This window comes from Methylobacterium tarhaniae, from assembly GCF_001043955.1.
GTDB lineage: Bacteria > Pseudomonadota > Alphaproteobacteria > Rhizobiales > Beijerinckiaceae > Methylobacterium > Methylobacterium tarhaniae.
In genome coordinates, this window is record NZ_LABZ01000002.1 from 26,928 (window position 1) to 40,680 (window position 13,753).

The window sequence follows — 13,753 nt, forward strand, 5'->3', positions numbered from 1 at the left end:
CTTTGTCGCAAATTATACCCCATAATTTTTTCAAAACTATCGCCGTAAATCGCGATTTTGCATCGACATAGCTATTTATTTATTCAACGAGATGCCAATTACTATCAGTCATACAGCCCTTCTGTCTGTAGACAAGCGAGCAGCTGCCGGGCCTGCTCCTGGGCGGTGGCATCGCGCTTCTGCTCGTCGAAGCCGTGCGCGAACATCGGCAGCAGCCGGCTCGTCGCCCGCTCCATCGCCGAGCCCTCCCACAGGATCAGCACCTCCCGGTCGGTCAGGTCCTTCACGAAGTACCAGAGCGTCAGCATCACGCTCAGCGCCGGCCGGTTGCCCCATCCGGTGATCACGCCCTTTCCGATGCGCTCGACACGGCGCAGGAGGGCACACTGTTTCTTCTCGGTGAGGTCACCGAAGGGCTCGAGGAGCGCGGCCTGTAGGTCGGCGCGCAGAGCGGCGATGTCGGCTTCCGCTCGCGCTGCCAGGTCCGGATCGGCCGGGACGAACACGCCAGGCGCGGCGGTGAGGGCATAGAGGAGGTAGGCCGGGATCGCGAGCTCGACACGCTGGCGATCGGACAGGGTGGGCATTACGCGATCATGAGCTGAAGGAGATGTGTAGGCGGTGCCTGTCCGGCGGCGCTTGTGTAGCCCTTTGGTGCGATTGCATCGAGACCCGTCGTACCGACGCGCTGCCCGAATTGACACAGCGGCATGCCCTGGCTCGACTGGGGTCCGATGCGACGAGTCGGATACTGGCCGACTCGGCAGCCCTCGGATTGAGCCCCGATGCAGACTGGACGTGAGCCCCGCCGAGGCCCTGAGCTTGCTGCTCCTCGCACGCCCGCCGTCGTGCCGGCCCGGCCTGCGCGGCCGACGCTGACCCTCAAGGGCAAGGTACCTGCCCCGTCTCAGCAGGCTGTTCCGGAGCGGCCCGCGGTGGACACCGCCGCTGCATCCAGCCCATGTGTCGAGTCTGTCCAGGTCGTGCCCGCGCCGGTCGCTCCGGCTGCGGTGACAGACGCGCCCGTCAAGCAGGCTCGGCCGTTCCGTCCATGGGTGAGAAGCCGGGTGCCGAGCACCGCCGGGCCCGCTGTCCTCGCCCGAGCCCAGACGCTCAACGCCCTTCTCATGGCGCCGATCGGCGTCCTCCCGGCCGCACTGGGCGATCCCCTGCGCCCCTTTCAGGTCGGTCTCGGTCCCGAGATCCTCGCCCGCCGCAGGCCCGAGGTGGCGGTCAATGTCTGTGAGCGGGCGATCCGAAATTACGTGCGCAGCTTCAGCTATCGGCACGCGGTCGCCCAGCCCGGATCGATGCGCTACGACCTCGACGGCAACCCGGTCGAGCCGGTGAGCGAGAAGGATCGGCACGACATGCAGCGCAACTGCGAGGTCGACCAAGAGAGGGCCCGCCAGCGCAAGGCGGCCGCTGCACTCGCTGCGGCTGCCGCTGGCGCTGAGGCTGGAGGTCCAACCGAAGAGGCTGCGCCGTCGGGTTCACAGGGGGGCTGAGGTCCAGAGGGGCGTCCCCTTCGGGCCGCGCCCTACTCGCCGCCTGCGGCGGCTCCCCGAACCCGCTGCGCGGTTTCGGCCCTCCGGGTGACGGTCGACTGACGCGACACACAGAGGCCTGCGGCCAAGTTTGCTGAGTGGGGGGGGCCAGTCGCCCGAACCGGCCTCAAGGCCGCAAGGGCCTTGACCCCGGCCCAGTCGCCTGGCGCTGGGTTGCCGGCGGCTTCGACGCCCCGGAGGGCGTCTACACCGCCTCTCCGGATCGTGCTCGCCCTCGCATAAGGGGGGCGTATTGAACCAGCTTCCAAGACAGTCCCTTCACCAGTGCTCATAACTCACAATTTATGGACACCCTCCCCGGCCCTTGATCGAAAAGCACTTTTCTCGTCCATAAATCCCAGCCAAGATGCGGGCATGATTTTCGGATATGCCCGTGTCTCGACCAACGCCCAAGACCTTGCCACCCAGATCGGCCAACTCGAAGCCGCTGGGTGCGAGCGCATCCTTCACGATAAGCTGTCCGGGCTGAACACCCAACGCCCGCAACTGAAGAAGCTCCTCGAAGCCGTTGGCCGAGGCGATACCGTCATCATCCCGGCGACCGACCGTTTGAGTCGGGACACCGCCGACCTCCTGACCATCGCCCGCGACCTGAAGGCGGCTGGCGTCGGGCTGCGCTCAATCGCTGAGCCGATCATCGACACGACCAGCGACCTCGCCAACGTGGTGCTGGCGGTCCTCGGATTGGCAGCGAAACTAGAGCATAAGCGGCTCCGGGAATGGACTGCGGCCGGACGGGCCAAAGCGAAAGCAGATGGAGTCAAGTTCGGGCCAAAACCCAAGTTGACCCTGCATCAGCAGCGCGAGGCGATCTCACGTCGAGATATTGACGGCGAGTCGCCAGCCAGCATTGGCCGTAGCTTCAATGTCAGCCGTCAGACCATTTCGAGATTAGCAAAATGACACACGACCACCTGGTTGAAGACGAGTTTATGGATCGCCCTGATGATGATGAGCTCGCGTTCCTGCACTATGAAAAGATATTTCGCGCACGGCTCGATCAACAACTTGAGAAACTGAGCGAAGAAGATCAAAACCGATATTGGACGGCCTATAATCACTTCATGCAAACTTACATTAATGGTGTATTATCGTCGGTTACAGCTCTAGATTTAGAGATCTTATTGCAATGGATCAATAGCCCATATGAGGCCAGCAATCCCGAAAATTTTCAGAAAATAAAATACGATATTGATAGCGCAATCGTACTAATTAAAGTTCGTCACGCGCAATCTAGTAGAAAATCATCAGTTAGATTGGATAAAGATACTCGATCAAAGATTAGAGATTATATTACAAAAATTAAGACGACAATTGAAGGAATAGAATTACCCCTCGATCGCAAAGAGAAACTTTTGAGTCGCCTTAATGCGTTTTCGATTGAGGTTGATCGCGATCGGGCAAGGTACGAGGCAATTGGAGCGCTTGTTGTTGAAGCCGCAACGATCGCTGGAAAGGCCGAGGCTAAGCTAAGACCTATTCGGAAATGGCTTGACTCGATTGCCGGATTGTTGCGAGCCGCCAACGGCATAGAGGAGAGGCAAAGTCGCTTGCCTGCCCCGCCGAAGCGTATTCCTGGCCCACCGAATCGGCAGGGATCGAACAATGGAGGAAACGCGTCTTCTAAGCCCGATCCATCTCCGTTTGACGACGACATCCCTTTTTGACGTGGGCACGACGGCGGGAGTTGAACCCGCATCTCCCCGCCCCTAGACCCCCGGCGTGACCCTAGAAGTTTCGCAGTGCGGCGGGCGCTCTTTCCGTTAAGCTACGTCGCGATCTCTTAGCTAGCGCTGGCGGATGGTTTCGCCGGAGTCTCGGCCTCCGCCAGTCGCTTGCCTTTGAACTTCTTGCCCTTCGCTATTGTGGGCTCGATCTCCTTGAGCTTGTCGACCAGCCTGCCGAGTTGATAAGCGCTCGCGGTCTGTGCTTTCTCACCCCGGTAGCGTGGGATTGCCCCGGATCGGTGGTTCTTGCTCACTTTGCGTGGATCAGGCGGCCAGAACCATGCGGCGCTTTAGAAGATCGAGGCCTGCCCGTCCGTAGCATTGGCGCTTGATGAGCTTGAGCCGGTTGATCTGGCCTTCGGCCTGGCCGCTACTCCAGGGCTCCGTCAGAGTAGACCGGACGGCAGCGATGTCAGCGTCTAGTCCCGACGCGAACGTCGCGATGGCAGGAGCATCACAGGTCCGGGCCTGCCCGATCCAGGTGTCGATGTCCGCAGCGGCGTCCTGATCGTCGGCGATAGTCTTGCTCTTCCCGGCGGCGCGCACGAGTGCGGTAGAGCGGCGGGCCAGACCCGTGACGGCGCACGCGGTGTCGTCCTGCTCAACGCGGCTTACCACAGCCGCGTCGCCCTCATCCATGACCAAGGTCGGCTGTACGGGCAGCCACGCCAGCTGCCGTGCTGGCGGCAAAGGGGCTTCTGTCCCAGGCGGCTGCGAGCCACTGGCCCTCGCGCAGCGGGGCTTGCGGCCTGATCAAACCGGCCTCGTCCCCCTCCCTAAGGCCAACTGGGATATTCGTGAACTAGGGATAGGGGCTGGCGCAGGCTCCCGACAGCCTCTAGAGCGACGCAGCGTGTCCACGCGAGGCACGGATGGTTTGCCGCTTGGACGGCTTTGTGCGATCTCGTCCGGCTGGAGTGTAATATGCCAACTGGCCGAATTGGAGCGGGTGGTGAGGCAGGTGCCCCCCGCGTCTTGTTGTCGAAGCTCGAACTCGACGGATTTCGCTCGATCGCTTCCGAGAAGCTGGACTTTCGGCCAGTCAACATCCTGATCGGTCCCAATGGCGCCGGGAAATCGAACCTCATAGCCTTCTTCCGCATGCTCTCCTTCATGCTGTCCACAGAGCAGGGATTGGCCCGGTACGTTGCCCAGACAGGGGGAGCCAGTTCGCTGCTCCACAATGGACCAAAGATAACGACGGCTATCCGTGCACACTTGATGCTGGAGACAGTCCAGGGCACCAATGACTACGAGTTCGAACTTGACTACGCAGCTAGTGATAGCTTCTACTTTGAGCGCGAGCGTTGTCGCTTTTCGGCTGCCGGGAAGCCTACAAACCCGCGTTGGATAGATCTCGGCGTCGGCCATACTGCACCGAAACTGCTTGATGCGCCGCAGGAGGCGGCGCGTAAGACGCAGAGGACAATTCTCTCACTTCTTCGGGGAGTGCAGGTCTACCAGTTCCACGACACGTCGAGCGAGGCTCGCGTGAAGCAACGATGGCTCGTAGAGGACAATCGTTACCTGCGTGGAGATGCCAGCAACTTAGCAGCGTTCCTATTACGCCTGCATGATCAATATCCGTCCTACTACCGGCGTATCTGTGAAACGCTAAGGCAGATCGCGCCGTTTTTTGAAGACTTCGTGCTTGAGCCAGAGGGCGAGCGTGTGCTGCTGCGCTGGCGCGAGACGCGGTCGGATCTGGTTTTTGGACCTCATCAGATGTCGGATGGCACGATCCGCGCCGTCGCGCTTTTGACCCTGCTTCTCCAGCCGCCGCAACTGCTTCCGTCTATGATTGTTCTCGACGAGCCGGAGCTGGGACTTCATCCTGCTGCGGTCAGGGTGGTTGCTGGCTTGGTTCATGCGGCCTCGGTCAGTCGGCAATGCTTCGTGGCGACTCAATCGCCAGAGTTTTTGAACGAGTTCAACGTCGAAGACATCATAGTCGTTGAACGCCAAGACGGCGCGTCGCGCCTGCGCCGACTACCGCAGGAGCATTTCGAGCGTTGGCTTGACGAATATTCACTCGGTGAACTTTGGGATATGAACATGCTCGGAGGCCGTCCGCGCTCCACTGCGGCGACCGAAGTATGATGCGGCTATACATCTTCTGCGAAGGTCAGACAGAAGAGGCCTTCGTCAACAATATCCTCGCGCCGCATTTCTTGCCGCTCGAGGTTATGGTGACGCCGCTGATCCTTCCCAATAAGCGCGGTTCGAACGCTCGTCAGCACAAAGGCGGCTGGGTCGATTACGGGAAGGCTCGCCGCTTCATCTGTCAAATGATGCAGCAGATGCATGGTGAAGACACTTGGTTCACTACCATGCTCGATCTGTATGCACTGCCAGCGGATTTCCCGAGCGCGGGCGAGGGTCCGCAAGGAAAAGCTGACGTGCGAGTTACAGCTTTAGAGGCGGCCTTTTATGCTGATATCAGCAGAGACGGTTTGTGGCGCTTCACACCTAATCTCCAGCTCCACGAGTACGAGGCACTATTATTAGCCGAGCCTGAGGCCCTTATCCATTTCTATCCGGACCGTACTGACGCTGTCGCAGCCCTGCGCGCTGAAATCGCTGATCTCGCACCTGAAGCAGTAAACGATGGCGCAGAGACAGCCCCGTCCAAGCGCATCCTTCGTTATATCCCTGAATATAGCAAGGTCGTAGCTGGCACCCTAGTTGCGATGGAGATCGGGCTTCCTACCCTGCGCGCGCGCTGCCCCCACTTCGGCGCTTGGTTGACAGAGTTGGAGCGTGCCACAGTTCGGGCCTAGACTTCGCTACCGAGGCCTTCTCCTATTGTGATTTCGGTTTACATGCTAAGCCTGAATTCTTGTATCTCCTTGGCTAAAACTGAAGCTGCGTCACCTCGTACAGACGCGTTGAGCATGGCTACTATGTGCGTGTCATCGAGTATCAAGATCATCTTCTGGTAATGCGCCCACTGTTCACGGACCGTCTGAGTGGCGGAGGCATCCCCTCCCGTTCGGCAAAGGATCATGCCGAAAAGCCCGGTGCCATAATGCTTGAGGTAGTTTGCGATTTGAAGAACTTCTTTCTTTTTGACATGTCCGACGTAATTCTTGGCGTCAGCAACGATGTAATCGGCTGCGTATCGAGTTCTGATGCTGGTCCAAAAACCGGTTTCTGCAAAATTTGCTAGTACAAAATCACGCTGATTTACCCCTGATACATCTGGTGACTCGCCAAGCGGAGGGTTGAGCGGCGGGCAAAAGCAATGTTCTAAAATCCTTCCGATCAAATCTTGATAGATCGACCACATCTTCTTTCCGGGTTCGCAAGCTTGTAGCTCCCTGATGAAAGCGGAAGCCGGAGTTTCTGCCTCACCAATGAATGCTGCCGAGGTGGGTGATGACAATCGGAGCAGCTGGGACCGAAAAATCACTCCTATTGTCGCCAGGTCCCAGAGCTCAATACCTGCTGTTCGAACCCTTACGGCGTCCTCGTCAGCAAGCTGTCCGGGAAGGGCAAGTACAAGGCGCGAGGATGGGCGTAAAACTCCATATCGGGCTATCTGCTCTAAAGCACGGTCAATTTCTTGCCCATACAGAGGCCGGTTTTTGCATTCTATAATAAGAGTTTCATTCTTACCATTTTGCTTAGTGCGAACAGCTATTATATCAGCGCGTGCGAGGCGGTCCTTGGTCTCACTGCTGCGTGAGCCTATGATCGTGTCGACTGAAATGTCGGAAAAGCTGGGATTGTCGTTCATTAAATTTGCTAGGAAGTATGTGAACTCCACCTCACTAGCGAAAAGACGCTCGGTCGGATTGTCCCGCATCTTGTCCTCTTGGAATTAGGCAGGAGAGCGTCTGTTTCGCCACGCGTCAGCGATCTTGAACACGTTGTCCTCCATCAGCTCTGTGGTATCAACCTCAAGGTCGTACGTCAGGAACGCCTTGTGGCTGAGATAGTGGAGCGCGGCACCAGTGCGGCGATCCCCCCGCTCCTTCTCGCGGCGCTCTAGTTCGGGCTTTGGAGCTGAAACCCACACCCAGAACACGTCATGCCCTGCAAGAGCCTCCTTCAGATCTTGCGCCTGCTCCTGCGTCTCGATCACCAACTCGACGATCAGATCGTTGCCTGCGTCCGCGAAGGCCACCACGGACCGGCTGAAGCCCCTATGGAAGGCCGCCAACTCTTCCGGGGCGCTCCGGTCCCGCACCTGGCTCACCGCCGCGAAATTGCCGTCCGTGAGCTGGTCTGCGGAGTAGAGGCAGAACGGCTCCGGCATGTCCTCTCGTAGGGCCTTTATCAGCGTAGTTTTGCCTGCGCTGGAAGTCCCCATGATGACAATGATGCGGCCTGCCATAGCCCTCAGCCTGTGTTTGTGATGCCGAGCTTTTGGAAGAAGATCGAGTTTCGCAGCCGAGCGTCGTGCAGCACCTTCCCGAACGGAATAACCTCGACAAAGGCAGCTGGGTTGGTTGAGTAGCCGAAATATCCCTTCCCGTCCGGGGTCCTGACAAACCGGCCGATCATCTTTTCCCTGAGCTGGGGTGTGATATCGGCTACGATATAGCAATGGAATGAGGTGTTCGGGCCAATGCCGAGAATGGCGCGGCCCCGAATGTCCACCTCGCCTTCCGGATGTTGCAGCCGCTCGACGTAGCTTAGAACCTGCTGAACCGGGTCTTTGCCCTTGCTATAGTCTTCGCGCATGGGGCGCTTGAACTCGACAAGAACGACCGTATCGGGGTTTTCCCGCTCTCGCCACGCCACGCACGAGTTGTAGAAAAACGCGAGGTCTGGCCGTTCCTCGCTCTCAAGGGTGGTGTATTGATTGAGCTGTTGGTCAGAGGCGAAGAAATTGAAAAAAGCGAGCCGGTCATCGAGCAGCCAAAGGTTATGATCCTCTATGGTCAGACCTTTGGAGTCGATCCTCATGGGGCAGAAAAGCTGATGAAGGGCGTCCTCCTTACTGTACGTCTCCTTTTCAGGGTCGGTATATTCGAGGAGGGTTTCAAAGATATCCAGAACGGCCTTGCGCTTGGTGACGTACTCGGCAAGTGCGCCCTTCTTTTCATCGGCAATGTATGCCGTGTATTCCTCGACTTTCTCGACTAGTGGGCCTTTCAGCAAGTCGCCTGTCTTGATTGCCTTCTCAATCGATACGAATTTCTTTTGCCTGCGGTAACGCGCACGGGACATCTCTAGAAAGATTTCTTCCTTGCCGAACGAGTTGGGCTGTAGGCTTTCGGCAAAATTGTCCACGTTGTCGGCGAGGTAGAGGAATTGCGGATTCTCTGCGATCAGCTCGCGGGTTGCCTCGACCTTTCGGGCCAAAGCCTCCTGAATGTAGGGCCTCAGGTAGTGCCGTGCAGCGGACGCCACCCCGCGCTTGATCTCGTCCACCTCGGAGGGGTCCAGCGTGAATGCCGTCCTCTCGCTGTTGACCTTCTGATCGAGGTAGGGGCTCGACGCGCAGGCGATGTAGACGTGCTCCTTGTCGAGCGCCTTGAGGCCCAGCTGCTCATCAATGGCGTAGTCGATCACCGACCGGCTATCGCCCGCGATGAAAGCGAAGTTGAACGCCGGGGGATCGAACCGCATCCGCTTGTCGCATTTAAGCGACCACACCGTGAGGGGAAACGCCTCCTCTCCCTCGCCAATCATGATGTCGGAGGTGGTCTGGTCCACGATGCTCTCAGCGAACAGCGTCTGGATATCGGTATCGCCGTCGTCCTCGACCGTCACATGTGGCGCGTTCCCGGCTACGAACAGCGGGACGAAGTGCGCGGCGATCCGGTTCTCGATGACGCCAAGCTTGGCAGGGCAGCGGTTCTCATACGCGGCCTTGAAGCCCCGGAAACTGATGACCGTGCGATGCCGCTTCTCCGCTACGGGCAGGTCTTTCTCAAGGATCTGGTCCTCGTCGGCCAGCCGAAAATCGAAGGCCCGCCGCGCCCAGCCCTTTTTGCCCTCGTAAGTGCTATCGACGGAGATCCGGTCGAACACCTTAAGCCATGCCAGGCGTCCGACGCCCTTGCCGCCGCGTTGCTCCTTCCACCGAGAGTCAGGCGTCTTGAAGGACCGGAAATTGTCGTCAGTGAAGCCGATCCCGTTGTCCTCGATATCGAACCCGACAACCCTGCCCTCCAGCACGTCGCCTTGCCGATGAACGCGGACCACGATCTGACCTTTGGCAGCCGCCTTGTCATCGTAGAGCTCGGTGATCGAATGAACCGAGTTGCTGACGGCCTCCATGAGCGGCAGGAGGGCGTTCTTCTCAGTAGGCCGTAGGGCAAGCCGGTTCACCCGACCAACGATGTCGCTTTCGAGGTTTGCCACGGTTCCGCCCCCGCCGCGTGGCTCTGCCCCGCTTGCCCACCAACACTACCGAGCAGTCGTAAGCGGTGAAAGGTGGCGAGTGTCACACTTCCACCGTGCAAAGTCAGCGCCGACCGGATGGTCGGCCTGGACCGCATTCCAGGGGATGCGGCCCGACGCAGCGCCGAGATCCAACAGGTCGGCCATTGCCGCCCGGAGGTGAACCGCTCCGGGATTATCGGAGGCTTTTTGTCTTGGGTCAGGCGGCCAGGGCTTGGTCGCCGACGTTAGCATAGTAGCGCGCTTCGGCCTCGGCGGGAGGGACGTGGCCGATCGGCGCGAGCAGGCGGCGGTGGTTGTACCAGTCGACCCATTCCAGGGTGGCGTACTCGACCGCCTCGAAGGAGCGCCACGGGCCGCGCCGATGGATCACCTCTGCCTTGAACAAGCCGTTGATCGTCTCCGCGAGAGCATTGTCGTAGCTGTCGCCGACACTACCGACCGACGGCTCGATACTGGCTCCAGCCAAGCGCTCGGTATAGCGCAAAGCCAAGTATTGCGAACCACGATCCGAGTGATGCACGAGGCCACCACCTTGGACGGGACGACGCTCGTGCAGTGCTTGCTCCGGAGCATCCAGAACGAAGCTTGCATGAGCGCTGCGTGAGGCCCGCCAGCCGACGATGCGCCGGGCGATCACATCGATGACGAAGGCCACGTACACGAAGCCCGACCAGGTCGCCACGTACGTAAAGTCGCTGACCCACAAGGCGTTCGGCCGCGGAGCCTTGAAGTGGCGGTTGACCCGATCGAGCGGGCAGGCTGCGGCCGGGTCGGGGATCGTGGTGCGTACGGTCCTGCCGCGCACCACCCCCGCCAAGCCCATCCTGCGCATCAGCCGCGCCACCGTGCATCGCGCGGTCACGATCCCCTCCCGGGCCAGTTGCCGCCAGATCTTGCGCACGCCGTAGACGCGGAAGTTGGCCTCGAACACGCGCTGGATCTCGATCATCAACGCAGCGTCACTGCGGGCACGAGCCGGTTGCTTCTCAGCAGCAGCACGTCGGGCGGCATGCACATAGTAGGTCGACGGGGCAATCGGCAGCACCCTGCAGATCGGCTCGACCCCGTAAGCCTTTCGATGATCGTCGATGAAGCTGATCATGGCCGCGACCGGCGGTCGAGCTCCGCCATGGCAAAATATGCGCTCGCCTTGCGCAGGATCTCGTTGGCCTGGCGCAACTCGCGGTTCTCACGTTCAAGCGCCTTGATCCGCTCGCGCTCGTCCGTCGTCTGGCCCGGACGCACACCCTGATCCCGCTCGGACTGGCGCACCCAGTTCCTCAGCGTCTCGCCCGAGCAACCGATCTTCGCGGCTATCGACTGGATCGCCGACCATTGTGAGCCGTGCTCGCCCCCATGGTCGCGCACCATCCGCACCGCGCGTTCGCGCACCTCGGGGGAAAACGGGGCTGTTCGCTTCGTCATGGCTCCATCCTCTCAGAAGTTGGAGCCTCCGGGAAATCCGGGGCGGTTCAGTAGTCCTCACACCTGAGCAGCCCAGCTACCCAGGCGCTACGTTTCGTTAACCGCGCTTGGTTGACTTCAACCGAGAGCCGAACAGGGGCTTCCCGAACCGGCGAGAGCGGCGGCTGTGCCCTGACCTGCCGTAGTCGCCGCTCCCTTCTACGATGCGGCTCGACCCGATCCGAGCCAGGGCAAACCATGCATGAGTGTTGAAACCGATCTGCTCGCCCTCGCTGTCGAGAACGCCAAGCTGCGGTTCGCCCTCGCCGAGGCGCAGGAGCAGTGCGTGGAGCTGGCTGTCGATGCCGGCGAGCTGCACGCCACGATCAAGGAGCTTCAAGCTCACCTGACCGTTCTCGAAGCTGAGCGCGACGCATTGCGTCTGGCTGCTGCTCGGACAGACCAGGATCGACACGGCGTTTAGAGCTCTCCATGAGCCGTCGGGGCCCTCTTGGGGGCGCCAGTGCTCCCAAACCTGACCATGCTCGAGCTATGCGTGGCCGGTCCCGTCCGTACGGGTATACCTATGCGGGCATAATGAGATGCGGCGAGCGAGCGCCGGTTCAGTTGGGATGGTTCACCTGATACTGGTTCAGTTTGGCCGGTCTGATAAGTGTCCCGTAGCCGCCCCGAGGCTGGTTTACAAAGGGCATGCCCAATCTGAACTACCGCGAGACACCTGAGGTGGATACTTGGGGATGAGCGGCGGGCAACCCTGCAGCGGCGCGTCGTAGATGCGGCGCGGCAGGATCACGAATTCCTGGCCGGCCGGGGTGGTGATGATCTGGGCCGCAAGGGTGAGGCCCTGGATCGCCGCGACGTCGACCTCGCAGGGGGCGAGGACGCGCAGGCCGGGCACGGTCTCGCCGCGGGTGTGGGCGGCAGCCTGCTCAAGGCTGCGGGTCAGGTCGTTGAACATCGCGTCGTCCATCGGCTGACCCTATCACGCCATTGCCCTAGAATGGCAAAGGCCCCGCCAGCGTGAGCCAGCGAGGCCTTCGTCTAGGCTAAAGCCGCAGGACGGCCGACCCCTTAGGTCCCCGAAGGGATGATCAATTACGCGGGCCGATTACCTCAGGCACATCAGCCGGCCACGCAGGGGCATCGGCCACCCAGTCGGTGAAGCCGGCCGGGTGCTACGCCACCATAAAGTCGCCCGCCGTTAGCACTGCACGGTTGTGGAGGCTAGCAAACTGCAGCCCTGCGCCGCTGCCGCTGCCATCCGCGTCGAAGTACAGGGTGCCGCTGCTACGATCGTACAGGATCCGGTCGTCCGTATCCACCGCTCCTTGGCTCAGGTCCTTGAACACTCCTGATGCCAATGCACCAGTCGACAGGCCGAACACGCTCGATGACAGCTGGATGGTGTCGTCGTCCCCCGCACTCGTGCCAAAGTCGACGATCCGATCAAAGACTCCTGTCACCAGCGCGTTCGCAAACACGAACGTATCGTTGCCCGTATAACCCCGCATCGTGTCGGCGCCGGCTCCACCATCGAGGCGGTTGGCCCCATACGAGCCCTCCAAGCTATTGGCGAACTCGTTGCCGGTCAGGTCGATCGATGCCGTGCTGCCAGTGGCGTCGGCGTTGAGTGCTTCGATCTCCTGCCCGGTGGCCAGCGTGTAGCTCGTGCGCGCCAATACCCGGTCGTAGCCCTCACCTGCTGCCTCAATGACACGATCAGTCGCGTTGTCGACAATGTAGATGTCGTTACCGCCTCGGCCCTGCAGTAGGTTGGCGCCCTCGCTGCCGACAATGCTGTCGTTAAAGGACGAGCCGGTCGCGTTCTCAATCGAGAACAGCACATCGCCCTCGCGACCGTTCCAGGTCCGCTGGTTGGCCAGGTCGATCGTGTAGCCCCCATCGGCGCCCTCGTAGCTGGCGGTGTCGTTGCCGTTGCCCCCATCGAGGCGGTTGCTGCCCGCGCCACCGTGGAGGACGTCGTCGCCCGCGCCGCCGTAGAGAACATCGTCGCCGTTCAGGCCCATCAGCACGTTTTTGCCGTCGCTGCCGTACATCGTATCGTTGAAGCTGGAACCAGCCGCGTTCTCGATCGAGGCCAGGGTGTCGGCGTATTGGCTGGTCCAGGCCCGCTGCGCGTTCAGGTCGATGCTGTAGCCAACGGCGGCACTCTCGAAGCTGACGAAGTCGTTGCCGTTGCCGCCATCGAGGAAGTTGCTGCCCGCGCCGCCGTGCAGGACATCGTCGCCCGCGCCGCCGTAGAGAACATCGTCGCCGTTCAGGCCCATCAGCACGTTGTTGCCGTCGCTGCCGTACATCGTATCGTTGAAGCCGGAACCAACTGCGTTCTCGATCGAGGCCAGGGTGTCGGCGTATTGGCTGGTCCAGGCCCGCTGCGCGTTCAGGTCGATGCTGTAGCCAACGGCGGCACTCCCGAAGCTGACGGTGTCGGTGCCGTTGCCGCCATCGAGGAAGTTGCTGCCGGAGCCGCCGTCCAGGACGTCGTCCTCGTCGCCGCCATAGAGCGAGTCGTTGCCCCCATCCCCTCGCAGCGTGTCGAGACCGCGGCCGCCTTCCAGCCTGTCGTTGCCGTCCAGTCCGTAGATGGCGTCGTTGCCGGAGCCGCCCATCAGCACGTTGTCGCCGGCGCTGCCGTACAAGATGTCGTTGAAG

Annotated in this window: 15 protein-coding genes, 1 tRNA gene and 1 other annotated feature; of the genes, 6 read left to right on the top strand and 10 right to left on the bottom strand. The window is 60.6% G+C overall.

Going from position 1 to position 13,753, the window contains the following annotated elements; translation table 11 throughout:
- Positions 1-104: 104 nt before the first annotated feature.
- Positions 105-587: a hypothetical protein gene (locus VQ03_RS00215; RefSeq protein WP_048448828.1), complete on the bottom strand. Its 483-nt coding sequence runs from the start codon at positions 585-587 to the stop codon at positions 105-107.
- A gap of 480 nt (positions 588-1,067) precedes the next feature.
- Between VQ03_RS00215 and VQ03_RS33575 the strand changes: the two genes are divergently transcribed.
- The 3 genes from VQ03_RS33575 (at position 1,068) to VQ03_RS32490 (ending at position 3,235) form a co-directional block, all read left to right on the top strand.
- Complete coding sequence (locus tag VQ03_RS33575; protein ID WP_053078334.1) at positions 1,068-1,508, top strand: ProQ/FINO family protein; 441 nt, start codon at positions 1,068-1,070, stop codon at positions 1,506-1,508.
- Positions 1,509-1,922: 414 nt separating this feature from the next.
- Positions 1,923-2,471, top strand: a complete 549-nt coding sequence (locus VQ03_RS31300) for a recombinase family protein (RefSeq protein WP_083467664.1) — start codon at positions 1,923-1,925, stop codon at positions 2,469-2,471.
- Positions 2,468-3,235, top strand: coding sequence for a hypothetical protein (locus VQ03_RS32490; RefSeq protein WP_157063875.1), 768 nt, complete (start codon positions 2,468-2,470; stop codon positions 3,233-3,235). Before VQ03_RS31300 ends, VQ03_RS32490 begins: the two co-directional genes overlap by 4 nt.
- 2 nt (positions 3,236-3,237) lie before the next feature.
- On the opposite strand, the gene VQ03_RS32495 is transcribed toward VQ03_RS32490, so the two are convergent.
- From VQ03_RS32495 to VQ03_RS00225, 3 genes are all read right to left on the bottom strand, one after another.
- Positions 3,238-3,346, bottom strand: a tRNA-OTHER gene (locus tag VQ03_RS32495).
- Positions 3,347-3,351: 5 nt separating this feature from the next.
- The gene (locus tag VQ03_RS32500) at positions 3,352-3,549 is read right to left on the bottom strand and encodes a hypothetical protein (protein ID WP_157063876.1); all 198 of its coding nucleotides are present in this window, start codon (positions 3,547-3,549) and stop codon (positions 3,352-3,354) included.
- Between the two features lie 10 nt (positions 3,550-3,559).
- Positions 3,560-3,934, bottom strand: coding sequence for a transposase (locus VQ03_RS00225; RefSeq protein ID WP_053078335.1), 375 nt, complete (start codon positions 3,932-3,934; stop codon positions 3,560-3,562).
- 336 nt (positions 3,935-4,270) lie between these two features.
- Here VQ03_RS00225 and VQ03_RS00230 point away from each other — a divergent pair, with 336 nt between their 5' ends.
- Positions 4,271-5,395: an AAA family ATPase gene (locus VQ03_RS00230; protein WP_048448829.1), complete on the top strand. Its 1,125-nt coding sequence runs from the start codon at positions 4,271-4,273 to the stop codon at positions 5,393-5,395.
- Positions 5,392-6,075, top strand: coding sequence for a DUF4276 family protein (locus tag VQ03_RS31305; protein WP_083467665.1), 684 nt, complete (start codon positions 5,392-5,394; stop codon positions 6,073-6,075). The genes VQ03_RS00230 and VQ03_RS31305 overlap by 4 nt, the downstream gene beginning before the upstream one ends.
- A 38-nt stretch (positions 6,076-6,113) precedes the next feature.
- Here the strand turns inward: VQ03_RS31305 and VQ03_RS32505 are convergent, their stop codons facing one another.
- The 4 genes from VQ03_RS32505 to VQ03_RS00245 form a co-directional block, all read right to left on the bottom strand.
- Positions 6,114-7,103 (bottom strand): HNH endonuclease, encoded by a 990-nt coding sequence (locus tag VQ03_RS32505; protein ID WP_157063877.1) that lies wholly within the window; start codon positions 7,101-7,103, stop codon positions 6,114-6,116.
- 15 nt (positions 7,104-7,118) lie between these two features.
- Positions 7,119-7,634, bottom strand: coding sequence for a phosphotransferase-like protein (locus VQ03_RS00235; protein ID WP_048448830.1), 516 nt, complete (start codon positions 7,632-7,634; stop codon positions 7,119-7,121).
- 5 nt (positions 7,635-7,639) lie between these two features.
- Positions 7,640-9,613 carry an ATP-binding protein gene (locus VQ03_RS00240; protein WP_157063878.1) on the bottom strand — a complete coding sequence of 658 codons (1,974 nt, stop codon included), beginning with the start codon at positions 9,611-9,613 and terminating at the stop codon, positions 7,640-7,642.
- Between the two features lie 238 nt (positions 9,614-9,851).
- Positions 9,852-11,080, bottom strand: a protein-coding gene (locus VQ03_RS00245) for an IS3 family transposase (protein WP_157063879.1) whose coding sequence is annotated in 2 segments (ribosomal slippage) — positions 9,852-10,792 and positions 10,792-11,080 — 1,230 coding nt in all. Because the reading frame shifts where the segments join, the coding sequence is not laid out codon by codon here.
- Positions 10,683-10,799, bottom strand: a sequence feature (AL1L pseudoknot). Its footprint overlaps the gene before it by 117 nt.
- Before the next feature lie 241 nt (positions 11,081-11,321).
- Between VQ03_RS00245 and VQ03_RS31310 the strand changes: the two genes are divergently transcribed.
- The gene (locus VQ03_RS31310; RefSeq protein WP_083467666.1) at positions 11,322-11,543 is read left to right on the top strand and encodes a hypothetical protein; all 222 of its coding nucleotides are present in this window, start codon (positions 11,322-11,324) and stop codon (positions 11,541-11,543) included.
- 216 nt (positions 11,544-11,759) lie between these two features.
- Here the strand turns inward: VQ03_RS31310 and VQ03_RS00260 are convergent, their stop codons facing one another.
- Together VQ03_RS00260 and VQ03_RS00265 are read right to left on the bottom strand one after the other, a co-directional pair.
- Positions 11,760-12,050 carry a hypothetical protein gene (locus VQ03_RS00260; RefSeq protein ID WP_048448835.1) on the bottom strand — a complete coding sequence of 97 codons (291 nt, stop codon included), beginning with the start codon at positions 12,048-12,050 and terminating at the stop codon, positions 11,760-11,762.
- A 205-nt stretch (positions 12,051-12,255) separates the two neighbouring features.
- The coding region (locus VQ03_RS00265; RefSeq protein ID WP_048448836.1) for a calcium-binding protein at positions 12,256-13,753 on the bottom strand (1,498 nt) is incomplete at its 5' end.